Origin of the sequence: Cellulomonas sp. PhB143 (assembly GCF_003752595.1) — a bacterium.
Lineage (GTDB): Bacteria > Actinomycetota > Actinomycetes > Actinomycetales > Cellulomonadaceae > Paraoerskovia.
Genome location: NZ_RKIJ01000011.1, coordinates 339,512 through 359,314, shown reverse-complemented (window position 1 = coordinate 359,314; position 19,803 = coordinate 339,512). Strand labels below are relative to the sequence as shown.

General features: G+C 72.7%; 19 protein-coding genes and 3 tRNA genes. 7 read left to right on the top strand and 15 right to left on the bottom strand.

Annotated features, from left to right (window positions below; all coding sequences use genetic code 11):
• Positions 1–52: 52 nt before the first annotated feature.
• On the top strand, positions 53–1,036 hold the full coding sequence (locus EDF32_RS07860; RefSeq protein WP_233565791.1) for a peptidoglycan-binding protein: 984 nt from the start codon (positions 53–55) through the stop codon (positions 1,034–1,036).
• 16 nt (positions 1,037–1,052) lie between these two features.
• Here EDF32_RS07860 and EDF32_RS07855 read toward each other — a convergent pair whose 3' ends face one another.
• Together EDF32_RS07855 and EDF32_RS07850 are read right to left on the bottom strand one after the other, a co-directional pair.
• Positions 1,053–2,225 carry a UDP-N-acetylmuramate dehydrogenase gene (locus EDF32_RS07855; protein ID WP_123307957.1) on the bottom strand — a complete coding sequence of 391 codons (1,173 nt, stop codon included), beginning with the start codon at positions 2,223–2,225 and terminating at the stop codon, positions 1,053–1,055.
• Between the two features lie 9 nt (positions 2,226–2,234).
• Positions 2,235–3,227 (bottom strand): LysR family transcriptional regulator, encoded by a 993-nt coding sequence (locus EDF32_RS07850; protein ID WP_123307956.1) that lies wholly within the window; start codon positions 3,225–3,227, stop codon positions 2,235–2,237.
• Positions 3,228–3,359: 132 nt separating this feature from the next.
• On the opposite strand from EDF32_RS07850, the gene EDF32_RS14865 reads away from it, so the two are divergent.
• The gene (locus tag EDF32_RS14865; RefSeq protein ID WP_123307955.1) at positions 3,360–5,228 is read left to right on the top strand and encodes a solute carrier family 23 protein; all 1,869 of its coding nucleotides are present in this window, start codon (positions 3,360–3,362) and stop codon (positions 5,226–5,228) included.
• Positions 5,229–5,323: 95 nt separating this feature from the next.
• On the opposite strand, the gene EDF32_RS07840 is transcribed toward EDF32_RS14865, so the two are convergent.
• The gene (locus EDF32_RS07840) at positions 5,324–6,613 is read right to left on the bottom strand and encodes an MFS transporter (RefSeq protein WP_123307954.1); all 1,290 of its coding nucleotides are present in this window, start codon (positions 6,611–6,613) and stop codon (positions 5,324–5,326) included.
• A gap of 195 nt (positions 6,614–6,808) precedes the next feature.
• On the opposite strand from EDF32_RS07840, the gene EDF32_RS07835 reads away from it, so the two are divergent.
• Positions 6,809–7,894 (top strand): LacI family DNA-binding transcriptional regulator, encoded by a 1,086-nt coding sequence (locus EDF32_RS07835; protein WP_123307953.1) that lies wholly within the window; start codon positions 6,809–6,811, stop codon positions 7,892–7,894.
• Here EDF32_RS07835 and EDF32_RS07830 read toward each other — a convergent pair.
• The 10 genes from EDF32_RS07830 to EDF32_RS07785 all read right to left on the bottom strand — a co-directional run bounded on the left by EDF32_RS07830 (position 7,873) and on the right by EDF32_RS07785 (position 14,587).
• The gene (locus tag EDF32_RS07830; protein WP_123307952.1) at positions 7,873–8,295 is read right to left on the bottom strand and encodes a MaoC family dehydratase; all 423 of its coding nucleotides are present in this window, start codon (positions 8,293–8,295) and stop codon (positions 7,873–7,875) included. The genes EDF32_RS07835 and EDF32_RS07830 overlap by 22 nt on opposite strands.
• Positions 8,292–8,744: a MaoC family dehydratase N-terminal domain-containing protein gene (locus tag EDF32_RS07825; protein ID WP_123307951.1), complete on the bottom strand. Its 453-nt coding sequence runs from the start codon at positions 8,742–8,744 to the stop codon at positions 8,292–8,294. Before EDF32_RS07825 ends, EDF32_RS07830 begins: the two co-directional genes overlap by 4 nt.
• A gap of 20 nt (positions 8,745–8,764) precedes the next feature.
• Positions 8,765–8,935 carry a 50S ribosomal protein L33 gene (rpmG, locus tag EDF32_RS07820; RefSeq protein WP_123307950.1) on the bottom strand — a complete coding sequence of 57 codons (171 nt, stop codon included), beginning with the start codon at positions 8,933–8,935 and terminating at the stop codon, positions 8,765–8,767.
• 86 nt (positions 8,936–9,021) lie between these two features.
• Positions 9,022–9,098 (bottom strand) — tRNA-Met (locus EDF32_RS07815).
• A 61-nt stretch (positions 9,099–9,159) separates the two neighbouring features.
• A tRNA-Thr gene (locus EDF32_RS07810) sits at positions 9,160–9,232 on the bottom strand.
• Positions 9,233–9,388: 156 nt separating this feature from the next.
• Entirely contained in the window at positions 9,389–10,420 is a 1,032-nt protein-coding gene (locus EDF32_RS07805) for an ABC transporter permease (RefSeq protein WP_123307949.1), read from the bottom strand.
• Entirely contained in the window at positions 10,417–11,439 is a 1,023-nt protein-coding gene (locus tag EDF32_RS07800) for an ABC transporter permease (RefSeq protein ID WP_199734855.1), read from the bottom strand. The genes EDF32_RS07805 and EDF32_RS07800 overlap by 4 nt, the downstream gene beginning before the upstream one ends.
• Entirely contained in the window at positions 11,436–13,145 is a 1,710-nt protein-coding gene (locus EDF32_RS07795) for a sugar ABC transporter ATP-binding protein (RefSeq protein WP_233565790.1), read from the bottom strand. Before EDF32_RS07795 ends, EDF32_RS07800 begins: the two co-directional genes overlap by 4 nt.
• Positions 13,146–13,232: 87 nt before the next feature.
• Positions 13,233–14,339: an ABC transporter substrate-binding protein gene (locus EDF32_RS07790; RefSeq protein WP_233565789.1), complete on the bottom strand. Its 1,107-nt coding sequence runs from the start codon at positions 14,337–14,339 to the stop codon at positions 13,233–13,235.
• A 166-nt stretch (positions 14,340–14,505) separates the two neighbouring features.
• A tRNA-Tyr gene (locus tag EDF32_RS07785) sits at positions 14,506–14,587 on the bottom strand.
• A gap of 155 nt (positions 14,588–14,742) precedes the next feature.
• Between EDF32_RS07785 and EDF32_RS07780 the strand changes: the two genes are divergently transcribed.
• From EDF32_RS07780 to EDF32_RS07770, 3 genes are read left to right on the top strand one after another with little or no spacing between them, the layout of a single operon-like run.
• Positions 14,743–15,048, top strand: a complete 306-nt coding sequence (locus tag EDF32_RS07780; protein WP_123307948.1) for a putative quinol monooxygenase — start codon at positions 14,743–14,745, stop codon at positions 15,046–15,048.
• A gap of 9 nt (positions 15,049–15,057) precedes the next feature.
• Positions 15,058–16,092, top strand: coding sequence for an EamA family transporter RarD (rarD, locus tag EDF32_RS07775; protein WP_123307947.1), 1,035 nt, complete (start codon positions 15,058–15,060; stop codon positions 16,090–16,092).
• Entirely contained in the window at positions 16,085–16,579 is a 495-nt protein-coding gene (locus tag EDF32_RS07770) for a YajQ family cyclic di-GMP-binding protein (RefSeq protein ID WP_123307946.1), read from the top strand. The genes rarD and EDF32_RS07770 overlap by 8 nt, the downstream gene beginning before the upstream one ends.
• Here EDF32_RS07770 and EDF32_RS07765 read toward each other — a convergent pair.
• On the bottom strand, positions 16,563–17,354 hold the full coding sequence (locus EDF32_RS07765) for a potassium channel family protein (RefSeq protein ID WP_123307945.1): 792 nt from the start codon (positions 17,352–17,354) through the stop codon (positions 16,563–16,565). The two genes, EDF32_RS07770 and EDF32_RS07765, sit on opposite strands and share 17 nt — an antisense overlap.
• A 345-nt stretch (positions 17,355–17,699) precedes the next feature.
• Here EDF32_RS07765 and EDF32_RS07760 point away from each other — a divergent pair, with 345 nt between their 5' ends.
• Positions 17,700–18,425 carry a S9 family peptidase gene (locus EDF32_RS07760; protein WP_199734854.1) on the top strand — a complete coding sequence of 242 codons (726 nt, stop codon included), beginning with the start codon at positions 17,700–17,702 and terminating at the stop codon, positions 18,423–18,425.
• On the opposite strand, the gene EDF32_RS07755 is transcribed toward EDF32_RS07760, so the two are convergent.
• Positions 18,364–19,749, bottom strand: coding sequence for an FAD-dependent oxidoreductase (locus EDF32_RS07755; protein ID WP_123307944.1), 1,386 nt, complete (start codon positions 19,747–19,749; stop codon positions 18,364–18,366). The genes EDF32_RS07760 and EDF32_RS07755 overlap by 62 nt on opposite strands.
• Between the last annotated feature and the right edge of the window lie 54 nt (positions 19,750–19,803).

Below are 19,803 nucleotides of genomic sequence, written 5' to 3'. Positions count from 1 at the left end.
CCGGGGGCGTCCCGGCCTACGCTGTGGCCCCGGACGGACGGAGGAGGCTCCCGTGCCCCGCGACGACTCGCAGCACCACGCCCGCGCGCACCGCGCCCGGCTGGGCGTGCCCTCGGCCGCGCTCGTCGCAGCCCTGCTGCTCGCAGGGTGCGGCCTGACCGGCACCGGCACCCCGGATCCCGGGACCCCGTCGCCCACGGCCGCGACGTCGTCGTCCACCGCGGAGGCCGCCTCCCCGTCTCCGGAGCCGACCTCCCCGCCGACGCCCACGCCGACCCCGAGACCCACGCCGAGCGCGAGAGCCACGCCCGCACCCACGCCGACCCCGAGAACCACCGACGAGCCCGCACCGTCCCCGTCCGTGAAGCCGTCGCCCGCGCCGTCACCGCGCGCCACCGCGAGCCCCTCCGCGGAACCGACCGAGGAGCCCGACGACGGCGTCCTACGAGCCGGCGACGCCGGTGCGGACGTCACGGCGCTCCAGCAGCGGCTCGTCGACCTGGGCTACTGGGGTACCGCTGTCGACGGCAGCTTCGGCAACGGCACGACGCAGGCGGTCTGGGCGTTCCAGAAGGCCGCGGGGCTCGCACGCGACGGCGTCGTGGGCCCCGCGACCCAGGCGGCGCTCGACCGCGGCGTCCGGCCGAAGGCGCACAGCTCGTCGGGCCACGTCGTCGAGATCGACCTCGACCGCCAGCTCGTGCTCCTGGTCGACGACGGAGCGGTCCGCCGGATCCTCAACGCCTCCTCCGGCTCGGGCGAGACGTTCGAGACGCAGGGCGCCACCTACCGCGCGCGCACGCCGCGGGGCACGTTCGCGGTGTACCGCCAGATCGACGCGATGCACGAGTCGACCCTGGAGCTGGGCTCCATGTACCGCCCGAAGTACTTCACCGGCGGCATCGCGCTGCACGGCTCGGGATCGATCCCGCCCTACCCGGCCTCGCACGGGTGCGTGCGCGTCTCGAACGGCGCCATGGACTACGTCTGGGACCGCTGGGGCGCTCCGGTGGGTACGAGCGTCCTCGTGTACTGAGCGCCGACGGCGCGAGCTAGAGGGTCAGGCCCACCAGGACCGGCTCGGGCTCGAGCGCGACCCCGAAGGCGTCGAGCACGCCGTCGCGCACCGCGCGCGCGAGCGCGAGCACGTCCTGCGCGGTCGCACCGCCCCGGTTCGTCACGGCCAGCGTGTGCCGCGAGGACAGGCGCGCCACGCTGTTCTCCCCGTGCACGCCCCACCCCTTGGAGAACCCGGCGTGTTCGATGAGCCACGCCGCCGAGGTCTTGACGAGCGAGGGGTCGATCTCGCCCAGGCTCGGGCCCGTCGTCGATGCCGGGCGCGAGGAGCGCACCGGATAGCGCGGGGCGTCGTCGGGCAGCAGGTCGCCGTCCTCGGCGCGGATCACCGGGTTCGTGAAGAACGAGCCGGCGCTCCACCGGTCGTGCTCAGGCTCGGGACCGGCGTCGAGGAGCATGCCCTTGCGTCCGCGCAGCTCGAGCACGGCGGCGCGCACGTCCCGGCCGGGCGCCCGCTCTCCGACCTGGACGCCGAGCGTGCGCGCGAGCTCGGGGTACGCCACGGGGGCGGAGAGCGAGCCGAGGCGCATCTGCAGCGCCACGTCGAGGACGACGTAGCGGGGCGTCGGGAACCACGGCCCGCCGTCGGCCACCTGCCGCATGCTCTCCTTGAGGACCGACGACCGGTACGCGAAGCCGAGCTCGCCCACGGAGAGCGTCCGCACGCGGCGCTCGTGCCTGTCCCACGTCCGGACCGACGCGACGACGCCCGAGACCTCCTGGCCGTAGGCGCCGATGTTCTGCACGGGCGCGGCCCCGAGGGTTCCCGGGATCCCGGACAGCGCCTCGACGCCGACCCACTCCTGCTGCACCGACTGCGCGACGAGCGCGTCCCAGTCCTGGCCGGCCGGCGCGTGGAGGCTGGCGCCGCCGCACGAGTCCTGCGCGTCGACACTGATCCCCGTGCGGACGTCCCGGACCACCAGGCCGCCGAAGCCCTCGTCGGCGACCAGGAGGTTGGACCCGCCGCCGACCACGAGGAGCGGCACACCGGCGTCGTCGGCGGCGCGGACCGTCTCGACGAGCTCGGCCTCGGTGGACGTCTCGACGTACCTGTCGGCCGGCCCGCCGACGCGGAGCGTCGTGAGGTCGGCGAGGTTCGCGGAGGTGCGTACCGGGTCGGCAGAGGTCTCGGGCGCAGAAGTCACCCGTCCATGCTAGTCGGCCGCCGGCCCACGGACCGCGGCGTGCCCTCGTCCCGGCGCCCCTGTCCACGCGTGGGACCTTCCCGTGTCCAGCGGCGCGGTGTGGTTGCCCAACCGGTCACGCTCAGAGACGCGGAAGCGCGCCAGGCGCCGTTGGAGCCATGCCTCGGGCAAGGAGGGAGCACGGTCGCGGGGCACGAGCAGGTCGACGCCGACGAGCCAGTCGGTGTGCGGGTAGGCCGCGAGCTCGAGCTCGACGAGGTCGCCCCGCGCGAGCTCCTCGAGGATGTACTGGCGGGGCAGGGTCGCCCAGCCGAGACCCGCCGTGGCGAGCTGCACGAGCGAGGCGTGACCGGCGACCTGCCAGGTCTGCGCCGTGCGCAGGTACTCGGTGGTGGGCTGTGCCTCCGCCTGACCCCGGACCACCAGCCGCCGGTGCGTGCGCAGGTCCGCGAAATCGACCGTCGGCGAGGCCGCCAGCGGGTGGTCGCGGTGGACGACGTGCACGAGGATCAGCTTGCCGAGCTGACGGAACGCGACGGTACCGGGGTAGTCGGGCTGCGCGAACGCCACACCCAGGGCGGCAGCCCCCGACGCCACCGCGTGCGCCGCCGAGGTCTCGTGGGGGTCGTGGATGGTCAGGTTCGTGTACGGGAACACCTTCGCGAGCTCCACGAAGACCGGCGCGAGGATCCGCGTCGGGACGTCCACGCTGACGGTGACCGACGTGGCCTCGCGCAGTGCGAGCGCGTCGGCGTGCCGCTCGAAGCCCGCACCACGCTCGACGACCGCCTCCGCCTCGACCAGCAGCCGTACCCCGGCCTCGGTGAGCGTCGGGCTCCGCGTCGAGCGGTCGAAGAGGTCGACACCGACGTCGATCTCCAGGTTGGCGACCGCGGCCGAGACGGTGGACTGGCTCTTGCCGAGGTGGCGCGCCGCTGCGGAGAACGATCCGGCCCGGGCGGCCGCGACGAAGCACTCGAGACGTTCGAGGGTGATGCGCATGGGCGCAACATATCGGAAATGACGATGGGAGGTGCTTAGGGCTATCGGAGGCTCCGGCCATAGCGTCCGGGGACGTCGCCCGCACCGCGACGCCCGCCACGGGCTCACGGCCCTCGAACCACGGGACTCATCATGACTTCCACCCGCATCCCGCCCGTCTCCGCTCCCGACGTCCGGCGCACACCCGACAGCCCGCCGGGGCGTGACCCGGTCGACGAGCGCCTGCCTCTCGGCAGGACGCTGACCCTCGGGCTGCAGCACGTGCTCGTGATGTACGCCGGTGTCGTCGCCGTCCCGCTCGTGCTCGCCCAGGCGCTCGGGCTGTCTGCCGGACAGACGGTGCTCCTGCTGAACGCCAACCTGCTCGTGGGCGGGGCGGCGACGCTCGTCCAGACCCTGGGCCTGTGGCGCTTCGGCGCGCGGCTGCCCCTCGTGCAGGGCGCATCCTTCATCGCGCTCTCGCCCATGCTGCTCATCGGGCAGGAGCACGGGCTCACCACCGTCTTCGGGTCGGTGATCGCCGCCGGGGCCGTGACGATCGCCGTCGCGCCCTTCATGAGCCGGCTCGTGCGGTTCTTCCCGCCCGTCGTCATCGGCGTCCTCATCACGGTGGTCGGCATCTCGCTGATGCCTGCCGCCGCCGGCTGGCTCGGGGGCGGCCAGGGCAGCGACGACTTCGGCTCGCTGCGCAACCTTCTCCTCGGCCTGCTCACCGTCGTCGTGACCGTCGTCCTGCACGCCTTCGGCCGCGGGCTGGTGCGCAGCCTCGCGGTCCTCGTGGCCCTCGTCGTCGGCACCGGCGTCGCCGCCGTCGCAGGCGCGACGGACTTCTCCCACGTCGCCGACGCCGGCTGGTTCGGTGTCGCGAGCCCGCTCGCCTTCGGCGCGCCGCACCTGGACCTGGCCTCGGTGCTCGTCATGTCGCTGGCGATGCTGGTGATCCTCGCGGAGACCACAGGGAACGTCCTCGCCATCGGCACCATCACGGGCTCCCCCATCACCCCGCGTCGCCTCGGGGCAGCCTTCCGGGCGGACGGGCTCTCGACCCTCGTCGGCGGGTTCCTCAACGGCTTCCCGCTGAACGCGTTCAGCCAGAACACGGGACTCATCGCGATGACCGCGGTCCGGTCCCGGTTCGTCGTCGCGGCGGGCGGCGGCGTGATGATCGCCCTCGGGCTCTTCCCCAAGGTCGGTGCGCTCGTCGCGGCCGTGCCTCCGGCCGTCCTCGGCGGCGGGGCGATCGTGATGTTCGGGATGACGACGGCGGCCGGCATCCAGGAGCTGGCGAGGGTGCGCTACACGGGCACGAACAACGCGCTCGTGGTCGCGGTGTCGGTCAGCGTCGGCGTGCTGCCGATGGCGATGCCCGAGCTCTTCGCACAGTACGACGGCCCCGTGGCGCTGGTGCTGCAGAGCGGGATCTTCCTCGGCGCGATCGCCGCCGTCCTCCTGAACCTCGCTCTCAACCGCGAGGATCGAGCGACGCAGGGCATCCCCGGACCGCGGAGCGGCGAGGCCGACGACCTGACGGCCCACGAGCTCGACCTGCTGCGCCGGGCGATGCGGGTCGCAGAGACGTCGCGGGCGGAGGGCCGGCACCCGTTCGGCGCGATCGTCGTGGACGGCGACGGCATCGTCGTCGCCGAACGGGGGAACAACTCCCTCCCCCCGGCGGGCGACCCGACGCAGCACGCCGAGACTGCCGCGGTCGCCGCGGCCGCTCGCACCCTCAGCTCCGCCCAGCTGGCCCGGGCCACCCTCTACACGAGTGCCGAGCCGTGCGCGATGTGCGCCGGAGCGGTCTACTGGACAGGGATCGGACGGGTCGTCTACGCGCTGTCGGAGGAGCGCCTCCTCGGCCTGACCGGCGACAACCCGGAGAACCCGACGTTCGCCCTGCCGTGCCGAGAGGTCTTCGCCCGCGGCCAGCGCCACGTCACCGTCGTCGGCCCCCTCCTCGAGGAGGAGGCCGCCGCGGTGCACGACGGCTTCTGGAGCTGAGCCGCGCGCCGCCCGCCGAGACGTCGAGCTCGGCCCCCGGATTCGGAGAATCAGGGGCCGAGTTCGACGCCTCGGCGGAGGGGGCGGAGGGGGCGTCAACCTTCGCGCACGGTGCCCACGGCGTCGGGCAGCGGCCGCACCGCCCCCATGGCGAACAGCCCGAGCACGAGAGGCACCGTGATGATCAGCAGCGCCTCGCGGTAGCCCACCTGCTCCGCGAGGAAGCCGATGAGCGGCGGTCCCACGAAGAACGCGGAGTACCCGATGGTCGCGACTACGCTCACCCGGCCGGCGGCCCGGCGCGGGTCGTCCGACGCGGCGCTCATCCCGACCGGGAAGCCCAGCGCCGCACCCATCCCCCACAGGACGACGCCGCACAGCGCCACCCACAGGCTCGGGACCAGCGCGAAGACGACGAGGCCGACGATCGCGAGTCCCGCCGAGAGGCGCAGCACCGGCACACGCCCGTGCCGGTCAAGCAGGCCCGTCCCGAGCAGGCGCATGCCGGTCATCGCGCTGAGGAACACGGCCAGGCCGACCGCGCCGAGCGCGTCCGCCGCGTCGAACCCGTCGACGACGGCGAGACCGACCCAGTCGTTCGCGGCGCCTTCGGTGAGCGCGGCCGCGAGGACGACCAGACCGATCATGAGCGTGCGGGGCTCTGTCCAGGCGCTCGGGGCGCGACCCGCGGCCGGGGCGCGCTCGGGAGACACGCCCGCGGCCGTCGCCGGGTCGGCACCCGCCTGGTCGCCCGGGTGCGCGGGGTGCGCCACCTCCTCGGGCGGCAGGAAGCGGCGCACGGCGAACGCGACGCCGACGAGGCCTGCGAGCACCGCGACCAGCAGGTGCACGGTGATGCCGACGTGCCCCCAGGCGGCGAGCGCGCCCAGGCCGGCGCCGGTGACGGTGCCGAACGAGAAGGCGGCGTGGAACTGGGGCATGATCGCGCGGCCGAGGCGCTGCTCGACCGCGGCACCCTCGAGGTTCATCGCGGCGTCCCACACCCCGGTGCCGATCCCGGTGAGCAGCAGCGCGCACCGCAGCAGCCCCACCGACCCGAGGTCGACGCACAGGACCGCGAGGACGAGGCCCGTGGTGTTCACGGCCGCGAAGCCCAGCACGGCGCGGGACGCGCCGATCGCGTCGACCACCCGGCCGGAGAGGGGCAGGGCGATGATCGAGCCGATCGCGACGAAGAGGAGCGTGAGCCCCATCTGCGCCTCGCTGAGCCCGAGGACGTCGCGCACGGCGGGCAGCCGCGACGCCCAGCTCGCGAACGCGAAACCGGCGAGGAAGAAGACCGCCACCACCGCCCAGGTGGCGCTGCGCAGGCGCGGCTCCGGGCGCGACGTCGATGCTCCACGTGCAGCGTGGGCAGTGCTCATCGGGGCTCCTCAGCGCGCCGCGGGCGCGTCGTCCGGCGGGTCGGGACGAGTCCGTCCCGGCGCCTCGAATCGTTTCGAGGCGACGCGGAGATTCTGCTAGTAGGCTGGCGCAGCCGTCAACCGGCCGCACCACGGACCAGGCCGACGGCGCCTGCGACGGAGGCCGAACGCCTCGAGCGGAAACGAAGGAGATCGATGGCCGGCCCCGCACGTCCCACGCTCGCCCGGGTCGCCGAGCGCGCCGGCGTCTCGGTCTCGACCGCCTCCCTCGCCTTCTCCGGCGCGGGACCGATCTCGCCGGAGACGAGGGACCGCGTCCTGCGCGCCGCCGACGAGCTCGGCTACACCGGTCCCAACCCGCTGGGCCGCCAGCTGCGCTCCGGCCGCTCCGGGATCGTCGGCGTCGTCATCGGCGACCAGCTCAAGCGCAGCTTCCGTGACCCCGTCGCGGTACAGGTCCTCGACGGCCTGGTCTCCACCCTCGGCGCGCACGGCCTCGGCGTCCTGCTCATCCCCGGTATCCCGGGGCACGATCCCGCCTCACGGGTCGTCGACCCGCTCATCGAGACCGCCGCCATGGACGTCGGCGTCCTCGTGTGGGGCGTCGGCCGACAGGACCCGACCCTCGACGCGTTCCAGCGCCGCGGCGTGCCCGTCGTGATCGGCGAGGGCCGGCTCGTGCCGGGCGCCCCCGCGGTGACGCTCGACGACCGCGTCGGCACCGCGCAGGTCGTCCAGCACCTGGTGGACCTGGGGCACGAGCGGGTCGCCGAGATCTCGCTGCCGCTCGACAGCTCGGGCGCGCAGGGCCCGGTCGACGCCGCGCGGCTCGCACAGGTGGACAGGACCCCCACCGCGAACCGCCTCGCCGGCGTCCGCGACGCCGTGGACCCGGTCGTCACCTGGGAGACCGAGGCCTCCCTCGTCGAGCACGGCAAGACGGCGGCCCTCGCTTTGCTCTCCGCCCCGGACCGCCCGACGGCGATCGTCGCCCACTCCGACCTCCTGGCCGGGGGCGCGGTGCTCGCCGCGCACGAGCTCGGGCTGGACGTGCCGGGCGACGTCTCCGTCGCCGGCTTCGACGGGCTCGACCTGCCGTGGCTCGCCCCGACCGTCCTGACGACCGTGCGCCAGCCGCTCGCGGAGAAGGGCGAACGGCTCGGCGAGGCGGTCATCGGGCTGCTCGCGGGCGAGGCACCCGAGGAGGTCCGCCTGCCGGTCGAGCTGAGCGTCGGCACGACGACGGGCCCGCCGGCGCGTCAGAGCCGGACGACCGCCTGAGCCTTCATCAGCACGCGCGCGCCGTCGTACGTCACGGCCAGGTCGATGCGGACGGTGCGCGAGGCGAGGTCCACCGCGCCGACGGTGCCGAGCACCTCGACCGTGGCCGCGCCCGGGTCCGGGACCGGGACGGGGCGCGAGAACCGGGTCTGATAGTCGATCACCGCCCCCGGGTCGTCCGCCCAGTCCTCGACGAGCGCGACGGCGGCGCCCATCGTGAACATGCCGTGCGCGATGACGCCCGGGAGCCCCGCCTCGGTCGCGACGCGCTCGTTCCAGTGGATCGGGTTGCGGTCTCCCGACGCGCCGGCGTACCGGACCAGCCGGGCCCGGTCGACCTCCACGGTGCGCGCACCGACCTCGTCGCCGACGGCGAGGGACTCGATCTGCGGACGGCTCATGCGACCTCCCCCCGGACGGCGAGCGTCGAGACCACGGTGGCCACCGGCTCTCCGCCGTCGGCCGCGGAGATCTCGCACCGCGTCGTCACCATCGCCAGGCCGCGCCGCTCGACGATCGAGTCCACGTGCAGCACGGTCACGAGCTCGTCGCCCGCGACGATCGGCCGGTGGTGGGTGAAGCGCTCCTCGGCGTGCACGACGCGGGAGAAGTCGATACCGGCCGCCTCGTCCTGGACCAGCTGGGCCTCGGCCCGCTGGGCGAGCACGACGGCGTAGGTGGGCGGCGCGACCAGGTCCGGATAGCCCGCACCCCGCGCCGCCACGAGGTCGTGGTGCGCGGGGTGCAGGGAGCCGAGCGTCGCCGCGAGCTCGCGCAGCGCCTCACGGCCGACCGAGTACGGCGCCGTCGCGGGATACTCGCGACCGGCGTAGTCGGTGTTGATCGTCATCGATCGGTACGGACCGTGCCTCAGCGGGTCTCGCGGTGCGCGGTGTGCTTGCCGCAGCGCGGGCAGAACTTCGCCAGCTCGAGGCGGTCGGGGTTGTTCCGACGGTTCTTCTTGGTGATGTAGTTGCGCTCCTTGCACTCCACGCACGCGAGCGTGATCTTGGGGCGAACGTCAGAGCTCTTGCTTGCCACGGTAGTGCCACCTCTCGCGCCTTCCGGACGGCGCTACGAACGTGCGAACCGTCCGGCGCCGGCCGCCGGACGATATGGGTCAGGAATGGTAGCGGGGGCGGGGCTCGAACCCGCGACCTCACGATTATGAGCCGTGCGCTCTGACCAGCTGAGCTACCCCGCCGCATAGGACGACGAACGGAGCACGGCCAGTATCGCAGCCGTACGCGCGCACGTCATCACAGAGCCCCGAAAGGGAATCGAACCCTTGACCTTCTCCTTACCATGGAGACGCTCTGCCGACTGAGCTATCGGGGCGGCGCAGGAAACTCTACACGGCTTCGCGCGTGGCACGAAATCCGCGAGATCCTGCGGCTGCGGAGGTCCGAGAACCCCCGGCGGGCGGTGACGGCGACCACAGCCGGGGCCGTGGTCGCCGTCGTCCGACCGCCTGTCGGCGGGTACGGGGCTCGGCTAGACGCGTTGAGCACGCCGCAGCAGCTGCTGGGACGTCGCCACCACGAGCAGCACCGCGCCGCTCGTCACGGCCTGCCAGTTGGAGTCGGTGAGGCCGAGCCGGTTGATGAGGTTGGCGATGACCTGCAGCAGGAGCACGCCGACGACGGTGCCGACGACGCTGCCCGCGCCACCCGTCAGGAGCGTGCCACCGAGCACCACCGCGGAGATCGCCGTGAGCTCCATGCCGACCCCCAGGGTCGTCACTCCCGACGCCGTGTAGGAGGCGGTGAGCAGGCCGGCGAGGCCTGCGCACATGCCCGAGACGACGTACGTCATGACCTTGACGCGGTCGACGGGCATGCCCATCAGGACCGCCGCCTCCTCCTGGCTGCCGATCGCGAGCAGCGTCGCGCCGTACGTCGTCCGGGTCTGCACGAGCACCCCGACGAGCACGAGCACCACGACGAGCCAGACGGTGTACCGCACGCCGAACAGCTCGCTGCGCGCGAGCCGCAGGAACGCGCTGCCCGTGGGCACCTTGTTCGTGACCGAGCCCTCGTCCGTGACGAACAGCAGGAGCCCGCGGGCGAACAGCAGGCCCGCGAGCGTGACGATGAACGGCGGCAGCCCGCCGCGGGCGATGATCAGCCCCTGCACGAGCCCGATGGCCCCGCAGACGACCAGCGGCAGCACGATCGCCGCGACCACCCCGTACTGCGACGCCCACGCGGCCACGACGCCGCCGAGCGCGAACACCGAGCCGACCGAGAGGTCGATCCCGCCCGTGAAGATCACGAGCGTCATGCCCAGCGCCACGATCGCCAGGAACGACGCCTGGAGCGCGATCTGGCTGAAGGACGCCGCCGAGGCGAACGTCGGGTACGCGAAGCTCATCACGACCACGAGGAGCACCAGGACGACGAGCGCCCCCTGCTGCTGGGCGAACCGTGCGGCGCGCGCCTTGCGGCGCACGCCCCTCACCTCGTCCGTGACCGGCCCGTCGGCCTCCGGGTCGATGCCGGGGTTCGTCTCCATCGTGACGCTCATGATCGCGCCCCCTTCCTGCCGATCTGGACGTACACGGCGAGGATGACGACCGCGGCCTGGATCATCTGCGCCATCGAGTCGGGAATGTTGTGGCTGATCAGCGTGGAGGTGATGAGCTGCATCACCAGAGCCCCGGCGACCGTGCCGAGGATGCGCACGCTGCCGCCCGAGAGGGGCGTCCCGCCGATGACGACGGCGGTGATGGCGCTGAGCTCCATCAGCAGGCCGATCTTGGTGGGGTCCGAGGCCTGCGACCGGGCGGCGAGGATGACCCCTGCCACCGCCGCGAGCAGGCCGCTGACCACGTAGACCGTGATGAGCACGCGCGAGACCGGCAGGCCGGCGAGCAGGCTCGCCCGGCGGTTGCCGCCGATCGCGACCACCTGGCGGCCGTAGGTGGTGCGCCGCACCAGGAACCCGACGACGAGCACCGCGGCCAGCGCGACGAGCACCGTGTAGGGGATCGTGAGGAACGACCCGGTGCCGAGCGCCACGAGGCCCGGGTCGTCGATCGACTTGATGGACCCGCCGATCACGATCGCCAGCCCGCGGCCGCCGATCATGATGCCGAGCGTCGCCACGATCGGCTGGACGCCCACCTTGGCGATCAGCACGCCGGCGACGAGACCCGTGACGGCGCCGATGCCGACACCCACGACGATGGCCCCGACGGTGCCGTAACCGAGGTACAGCGGCATGAGCGCCGCGGACAGCGCCATCACCGCCCCGACCGACAGGTCGATGCCCTCCGTGCCGATCACCATCGCCATGCCCAGCGCGACGATGACGACGGGCGCCACCTGCACGAGCTGCAGGCGCAGCGACCCCTCGCTGACGAAGTGCGGCGTGATGATCACGTTGATCACGACGAGCACGAGCAGCGCGAGGTAGACGCCGTTGCGACGCACCCACTCGCCGTCCACGCGTCGCCGCCGCGCCGGCGTCGGCTCCTGCACGCCGGACTGCTGTCCCCCGGTCCCCCCGGCCTGGGCCGTGGGCGGGGCCGTTGCGCTGCTCACCGTTCCTCCTCGTCGGTAGCGCCCTGCGGCATGTCGGTAGCGCCCTGCGGCATGTCGGCAGCGCCCTGCGGCGCGTCCGTCGCGCCCTGGGGCGTCGTGTCCTCGTCGGTCAGGCCGAGCACGGCCACGACGTCCTCCTCCGTGTACTCGTCGCCGGCCATCGCCGCGAGGAGCCTGGCGTTCGTGATGTCCTGCCCCGAGAGCACCTCGCTCACGCCGCCGTCGTGCAGCACGACGACCCGGTCGGTGCCCTCCATGAGCTCCTCGACCTCGCTGGAGATCATCACGACACCCAGGCCGCGCTCGGCGAGCTCGCCGATCAGCGCCTGCACCTCGCGCTTGGCCCCGACGTCGATGCCGCGCGTGGGCTCGTCCAGCAGGAAGACGGTCGGCTCCGTGCACAACCAGCGGGCGAGCAGGACCTTCTGCTGGTTGCCGCCCGAGAGCTCGCGCACCTTCTGGTGCGGGCTCGACGCCTTGATCTTGAGCCGCTTCATGAAGACGTCGACGAGGTCGTCCATCTTCTTGTCGGAGACGACGCCGAAGCGCGAGACCCGCGACAGGACGGCGAGCGCGATGTTGTCGCGCACCGAGAGGTCGGGGACGACGCCCTCGGCCTTGCGGTCCTCCGAGAGGAGGGCGATCCCGGACCGCAGCGACCTCGGGACGTCGCCCCGCCGCAGCTGCTTGCCGTCGACGGAGACCGTCCCGCCCTCGGTCTGCAGGGCGCCGTAGACCGCCTTGACCGTCTCCGAGCGGCCGGAGCCGAGGAGGCCGCCGAGCCCGACGATCTCCCCGCGGTGGACGTCGAGGTCGACGTCGTGCACGCGGTGGCGCGCCTCGAGCCCGCGCACCGAGAGCACCGGCTCGCCCTCGACGACGTGGCTCTCGCGCGTGAACCCGGTGGAGCTGCCGACGACGTCGTCGATCGTGCGACCCAGCATCAGCGACACCAGGCCCGAGCGGTCGATGTCCTCGATCCGCCCGGTGTGCACGACCTCGCCGTCGCGCATGATCGTCAGCGCGTCGCACAGGGCGAAGAGCTCGTCGAGGCGGTGGGAGACGAAGACGATCCCGACGCCCTGGTCCCGCAGGTTCCGGGCGACGCCGAACAGGGTCTCCACCTCGCGGGGCTCGAGCGACGAGGTCGGCTCGTCCATGATGACGACCCGGGCGTCGACGCTCACCGCGCGGGCGAGGGCGACCATCTGCTGCACGCCCAGGCCGAGGCGGCCGAGCTCGCCGGTGACGTCGACGTCGATGCCGAGCCGGCGGACGAGCTCGCGCGCCTTGCGGTGCATCGCCTTGATGTCGACCGTGCCCCAGCGCGTGCGGGGCTCTCGCCCCAGGTAGATGTTGCGCGCGACGCTCAGCACCGGGACCAGGTTGACCTCCTGGTACACGGTGGCGACGCCCGCGTCCTGCGCCGCGGCGGGTGACGCGAACTGCACGTCCTCGCCCAGGAAGCGCAGCTCGCCGGCGTCCGGCTCGTACACGCCGGTCAGCACCTTGATGAGCGTGGACTTCCCGGCGCCGTTCTCGCCGATCAGTGCGTGGATCTCGCCCGAACGGACGGTGATGTGGGCGCCACGCAGCGCGTGCACGCCCCCGAAGGACTTCCGGACGCCGGTGGCGTCGAAGAGGACCTCGCCGGCGCCACCTCCCCCGTCCGTCGGCAGGGCCTTCTCGGTGGCTGTCAAGGTCACGATCTCCTCGATCTCATCTCGATGTTCCGGGAGCCGCAGGACGGTGCGCCGGGACCTGCCCGGCGCACCGTCCTCGTGCGGGTCCGATCAGAACGCGCCTGCGACGCCGTCGGCGGCGTTGCTGGAGTCGTACTCGCGGTCCTCGATGATGACGTCCTCGGGGATCGCGTCACCGCCGTAGAACTTGTCCAGCGTCTCGAAGGCGAGCGGGCCGAAGCGCGGGTTGGACTCGATGACGGCGTTGTACTTGCCGTCGGCGATGGCCTGGACCGCGTTCTTGGTGCCGTCGATGGAGACGATCTTGACGTCCTCGCCCGGCTTGAGGCCGGCCGACTGGATGGCGGTCTCGGCGCCGAGGCCCATCTCGTCGTTGTGGGCGTAGATCGCGTTGATGTCCGGGTTGGACTGCAGGAGCTGCTCGGTGACCGACTGGCCCTCGTCACGCGCGAAGTTCGCGGTCTGCTGGGCGACGATCTTCAGGTCGGGGTACTTGGCCTTGACCTGGTCGACGAACCCGGCGTTGCGCTGGTCGGTCACGTTGTTCCCCGAAGCGCCGAGGAGGATCGCGACGTTCGCCTTGCCGTCGGTGGCCTTGTTCATCGCGTCCGCGGCGCGCTTGCCCTGCTCGTAGAAGTCCGAGCCGAGGAACGAGACGTAGTCCTTGCAGGACTCGTTGGTGAGCTTGCGGTCGATCGTCAGGACCGGGACGCCGGCGTCGCGCGCCGCGTTGAGGGCCGGGTCGAGGCCGTCCGAGTTGACCGGGGCGACGATGAGGACCTGCACGCCCTGCGTGAGCATGTCCTGGATGTCCGAGATCTGCTTGGGCAGCTCGGCGTTCGCGTTCGTGACGATCAGCTTCTTGACGCCGACCTTCTTGGCCTCGTCCTGGATGGACTTCGTCTCCGCCGCACGGAAGGCAGCCGCGTCGGGCTCCGACTGCGAGAAGCCGACGACCGCGTCCTTGAGGTCCAGCTTGTCGACGCCGTACTTGTCGATCGTGCAGCCGTCTCCCGAGGCCTCGGTGGCGTCCTTGACGACCTGCTCGCTGTCCTCGTCCGCCGAGGAGCTCGAGCTCGCGGTGTCGTCGGATCCCGCCGCGTCGTCCCCCGAGTTGGTGCAGCCCGTGAGCAGCACCGCGAGGGTGGCGAACGTGGCAGCACCCATCACCGCGCGCTTGCGGATGTTCGTGTTCATCTGTCTGTCTCCCTTGACCGTGGACGTCACCTGCGACATCGGCACTACTGTGACGGACGACTCAACAGAACACAACACTTCCCACCGCATATCAACACGTCGTTACAGAATCGAGACAGGCTCGAACGACGAAGACCCCGGACCGAGGGTCCGGGGTCTTCTGGGGTGGCAGGTGAGGGATTCGAACCCACGAAGTCGATGACGGCTGATTTACAGTCAGCTCCCTTTGGCCGCTCGGGCAACCTGCCGGTGTGAACTTGTCGCACCCCGCCGCACGGGACCGTGCTGCGGGAGCCAGGCAACAATACATGCGGGCGCGCCCGGAGCGAAAATCCGCCCGGGCACCCAGTACCGGCGCCAGGACGTGCCGACGGGTGTCGGTGGCCGTCCGTACGGTGACGGCATGACCTTCGCGAACGTGGGCACCCTCGAGGCCGCGCCCGGTCGGCGGGACCAGCTCGTCGCCCATCTCACCCGACGCAACCACCTGCTCGCCGAGGCGGGGTGCCTGCTCTACGAGGTCGGCATCGACGACCGCGACCCGGACACCGTCGTCGTGATGGAGCTCTGGACGAGCTCGGCAGCGCACCGGGCCTCGCTCGACCTGCCCGAGGTGCAGGCCTCCGTGGCCGCGGCGCGGCCGCTCCTCTCCGGCACCTTCGGCGGTCTCCGGTTCGACGTGCTCGGCTCCCCGCTGCGCGACGACTAGCGTGGGGCGGTGAGCACCTCCCCCACCGTCCCTGTCCGGGACGCCCGGCCGACGTCGTCGCCCCCCGACCGCTGGGGCGTGCCCCTGGGCGCCGGCGCCTATCTCCTGTGGGGCGGGATGCCGCTGTTCTTCCCGCTGCTCGAGCCCGCGGGGGCCCTCGAGATCATCGCGCACCGCGTCGTGTGGAGCCTCGTGTTCTGCGCGCTGCTGCTCGTCGCGACGCGCTCGACCCGCTCGATGGTCCCCGTGCTGCGCAACCGCCGGACGTTCGCGCTGCTCGCGCTCGGCGGCGTGCTCGTCGCGACGAACTGGACGGTGTACGTCTACGGCGTCCTGCACGACCACGTGCTTGACGCCGCGCTCGGGTACTTCGTGAACCCGCTCGTGACGATCCTGCTCGGCGTCCTCGTGCTCCGCGAGCGCCTGCGCCGGGCGCAGTGGGTCGCGCTCGGCATCGGGGCGGTCGCGGTCGTCGTCATCACCACGGGCGTGGGCGGGTTCCCCTGGATCGCGGTCTCGGTGGCGGTGACGTTCGGCCTGTACGGGCTCGTCAAGAACCGGGTCGGGCGCAGCGTCGGCGCGCTGCCCGGCCTGGCCACCGAGACCCTGGCCCTGGCCCCGCTCGCGCTCGCCTACCTCGGGTGGCTCGCGGTCGAGGGCACCGGGACGTTCACGACCCAGGGGACGGCGCACGTGCTGCTCCTCATGTCCTGCGGCGTCGTCACCGGCGTCCCCCTGCTGCTGTTCGGCGCCGCCGCGCGCCGCATCCCGCTCAGCGTCGTCGGGATGCTGCAGTACCTCACGCCGGTCCTGCAGTTCCTCGTCGGGCTGCTGGTCTTCCACGAGCCGATGCCGACCTCGCGGTGGATCGGGTTCAGCCTCGTCTGGCTCGCGCTGCTGGTCCTGACGACCGATGCGCTGCGGGCCCTGCGCACCACCCGCCTCGCCGCGCGGACCGCCCCGCGCGCCGCCGCACGCACTACCGTGGGAGCCGAACCAGGGGCCCGCCCCGACGACGTGACAGAAGGAGACACCCGTGGCTGACTCGTCCATGGACATCGTGAGCAAGGTCGACCGCCAGGAGGTCGACAACGCGCTGAACCAGGCCGCGAAGGAGGTCTCCCAGCGCTACGACTTCAAGAACGTCGGCGCGTCCATCGCCTGGAGCGGCGAGAGCATCCTCATGAAGGCGAACTCCTCCGAGCGGGTCCTCGCGATCCTCGACGTCTTCCAGACCAAGCTGGTCAAGCGCGGCATCTCGCTCAAGGCCTTCGACACCGGGGAGAACGAGCCCCAGGTCTCCGGCAAGGAGTATCAGCTCGCGGGGTCCCTCAAGGAGGGCCTGGCGGGCGACAACGCCAAGAAGGTCACCAAGCTCATCCGGGACGAGGGGCCCAAGGGCGTCAAGACGCAGATCACGGGCGAGGAGGTCCGCGCGACGAGCAAGTCCCGCGACGACCTCCAGGCGGTGCAGGCCCTCCTCAAGGGTGCCGACCTCGACTTCGCGGTGCAGTTCACGAACTACCGGTAGGCGGGGGCGGCGCGCCCGTCGGGCCCTCCTCGATCGCCCGCTCGACGGAGCGCGCCGCGCCCTGGCGGTCCTGCGCGATGTCGTCGCGCAGCCGGCGGATCTCGTCACGCAGCTCGCGCACCTCGGCGCGGGTCGCCGCGGAGTCCTCGTCGCCGAGCTCCGAGACGCGCTCGGTCAGCCACGACGCGAGGGTGGCCGTGACGATACCGACGAGCGTGATGCCCGTGGCCATCAGCGCGATCGCGACGAACCGGCCCGTCACCGTCACCGGGTACGTGTCCCCGTAGCCGACGGTGGTCATCGTGACGACGGACCACCAGATCCCGTCGCCGAAGCTGGAGATCGTCGAACCCGGCGCCCCGCGCTCCGCGTCGGTGATCGCGAGCCCGCCGCAGAGGATCACGAGGCTCGTCGCGCCGACGGCATAGGTCACCACACGCCCGCGCAGGCTGCTCGCCGTCGTGCGGTTGAGGATGCGCAGCAGCGCGAGCAGCCGCAGCAGCCGCAGGGGACGCAGCACCGGCAGGACCAGGATCGCGAGGTCCAGGAGGTTGTGCCGGACGAACCACCAGCGCCGCCGGCTCAGCACCAGCCGCACGACGTAGTCGACCCCGAAGGCGATCCACGTCGCCCCGTTGAGGAACGCGCAGACCAGCCGCAGCGTCGACCCGATGTCCGGCCACACGATCGGGATCGCGTACGCGACGAGGAACACCACCGCCGCCGCCGCGAGCGGCCACTGCGTCCGCTCCTCCCACCGCTCCACCCGGTCCATGGGCCCACAGCCTGCCAGGTCCCGCGGCCGGGCCCCAAGCCGCCGCGCTTGCCCGCCGCCCGCGGGGAGCCCAGGCTGGGCCGGTGCGCATCTTCCCGTCGGTCGGCGCGCCGGCCACGCTCGCCGCGCTCGCCGTCGTCGTGGCCGGCGCCTGCACGGCCTGCACGGGGACGACGACGCCCGGTGGCGGCGGGGCGGCGGGCACCGGAGGAGCCGGCGGCCCGGCGGCGACCCTCGCGTACGGGGACGCGCCGGAGCAGGTCGCCGACCTCTGGGTGCCCGACGGCGCCGCGGGCTCCGGCCGGCCCTGGCCCGTCGTCGTGCTCGTGCACGGCGGCTACTGGCGTGCCGGGTTCGACCGGTCGCTCGAGAGCTCGCTCGCCGTCGACCTCGTCAGGGACGGCTACGCCGTGTGGAACGTCGACTACCGCGGCGTCGGCGCGGGCGACCCGGCGTCCGAGGGGGGGCTGGCCCGCCACGTTCGACGACGTCGCCGCGGCGACGGACCTCCTCCCCCGCGCCCTCGACGAGGCGGGGGTCGCGCGCGGGACCGTCGCCGTCGTCGGGCACTCGGCCGGCGGCGCCCTGGCGCTGTGGCTGGCGGCACGCGGCTCCCTGCCCGACGGCGCGCCCGGCGCCTCCCCCGTCGTCGTCCCCGACCTCGTGGTCAGCCAGGCGGGCGTCGACGACCTGACGGAGGCCGCGGAGCAGGGGGCGGGCGGCGGGGCCGTCGAGGACCTGATGGGCGGGACTCCCGCCGCGGTCGGTGACCGCTACGACCTGGCCGACCCCGCCCGGCTCGTGCCGCTCGGCGTCCCGACGCTCGTCGTCACCGGCGCCGACGACACCACGGTGCCGCCCGGGCTGACCACCGCCTACGGCGAGGCCGCCCGCGCCGCGGGGGACGACGTGACCGTGGAGGTCGTCCCCGGCGAGGAGCACCTGGACCAGCTCGACCCCGCGTCGCGGTCCTGGCGGCGCACCCGGGAGTGGCTGGACGCGCGCGTGGTCAGCCCTCGGCCGCGCGACCCTTCGCGATCGCGATCATCTCCTCGCGCGGGACGACCTTGATGCGCTCGCGGCCGTGCGGCTCGCCGAGCGCCCGCTCGAAGGCGTCGAGCGCCTGGAAGCCCGTCCACTCGACGTGGTCGACCCCGCGCTCGTCGAGGAAGCCGAGGATCGCGTCCGGCTCGCCGTGCGGGGCCGTGCGGCCCTCGTCGGCGGCGGCGGTGACGTCCTCCACGAGGTGGCGGACCGTCTCGGAGGCGTCGGACTTGGTGTGCCCGATGAGCCCTACCGGGCCGCGCTTGATCCACCCGGTGGCGTAGACGCCCGGGACCTGCTCGCCGTCCATGTCGACGACGCGTCCCTCGCGGTTGGAGATGACGCCCTTGAGGTCGTCGAACGGGATCTCCGGCAGCGGGGACCCGAAGTAGCCCACCGCGCGGTAGACGGCCTGCACCGGCCAGTCGTGCGTCTCGCCGGTCCCGGAGACCGTCGCGTCCCCGTTCAGGCGCGTCCGCTCGGTGCGCAGGCCCACGACCCTGCCGTCCTCGCCGAGCACCTCGACGGGGGCGTGCAGGAAGTGCAGGTGCAGGCGGCGCGAGGCCTTCATGTCGGCCGGGTCCTTGAGGGTCCAGTCCGTGAGGGTCTTGACGACCTGCTTCGTCTGGTTCGAGGAGCCGATGGCGGCCATCGACCCCTCGTCGAAGTCGAAGTCCTCCGGGTAGACGACCACGTCGACGTCGGGCACGTGGCCCAGCTCCCGCAGCTCCAGCGGCGAGAACTTCACCTGCGCGGGCCCGCGGCGGGCGAAGACGTGCACGTCCGTGACCTCGGACGCCTTCAGCGTCTCGTAGACGTTCTGCGGGATCTCCGTCGGGAGCAGGTCGTCGGCGTGCTTGGCCAGGACGCGGGCGACGTCGAGCGCGACGTTGCCGGCCCCGAGCACGGCGATCTCCTTGCCCTGCAGCGGCCAGGTCCGCGGGACGTCGGGGTGGCCGTCGTACCAGGAGACGAAGTCGGCGGCGCCGTGCGAGCCCTCGAGGTCGATGCCCGGGATGGGCAGGGCCGCGTCCCGGATCGAGCCGGTCGAGAAGATCACCGCGTCGTAGAACTGGCGCATGTCGTCGAGCTTGACGTCCACGCCGTAGTCGACGTTGGCGATGAGCCGGACGTCGCCGCGGTCCAGGACCCGGTGCAGCGCGGTGATGATCTGCTTGATCCGCGGGTGGTCGGGGGCGACGCCGTAGCGCACCAGCCCGAAGGGGGCGGGGAGCCGCTCGAAGAGGTCGATGCTCACGTCGAGGTCGGTCTTCGACAGGATGTCCGAGGCGTAGATCCCGGCGGGACCCGCTCCGACGACCGCGACGCGCAGGGGACGGTTGCTGCTCACAGAGACGTGCGCCTTCCGATCGGGGTGGCTCGTTCCGGCATCGAGTCTACGACT

Coding starts and splice junctions, on each gene's coding strand:
- EDF32_RS07850 (WP_123307956.1), bottom strand. CDS start 3,227: ATGCGCATCACCCTCGAACGTCTCGAGTGCTTCGTCGCGGCCGCCCGG.
- EDF32_RS14865 (WP_123307955.1), top strand. CDS start 3,360: ATGACTTCCACCCGCATCCCGCCCGTCTCCGCTCCCGACGTCCGGCGC.
- EDF32_RS07840 (WP_123307954.1), bottom strand. CDS start 6,613: ATGAGCACTGCCCACGCTGCACGTGGAGCATCGACGTCGCGCCCGGAG.
- EDF32_RS07835 (WP_123307953.1), top strand. CDS start 6,809: ATGGCCGGCCCCGCACGTCCCACGCTCGCCCGGGTCGCCGAGCGCGCC.
- EDF32_RS07830 (WP_123307952.1), bottom strand. CDS start 8,295: ATGAGCCGTCCGCAGATCGAGTCCCTCGCCGTCGGCGACGAGGTCGGT.
- EDF32_RS07825 (WP_123307951.1), bottom strand. CDS start 8,744: ATGACGATCAACACCGACTACGCCGGTCGCGAGTATCCCGCGACGGCG.
- EDF32_RS07805 (WP_123307949.1), bottom strand. CDS start 10,420: ATGAGCGTCACGATGGAGACGAACCCCGGCATCGACCCGGAGGCCGAC.
- EDF32_RS07790 (WP_233565789.1), bottom strand. CDS start 14,339: ATGAACACGAACATCCGCAAGCGCGCGGTGATGGGTGCTGCCACGTTC.
- EDF32_RS07780 (WP_123307948.1), top strand. CDS start 14,743: ATGACCTTCGCGAACGTGGGCACCCTCGAGGCCGCGCCCGGTCGGCGG.
- EDF32_RS07765 (WP_123307945.1), bottom strand. CDS start 17,354: ATGGACCGGGTGGAGCGGTGGGAGGAGCGGACGCAGTGGCCGCTCGCG.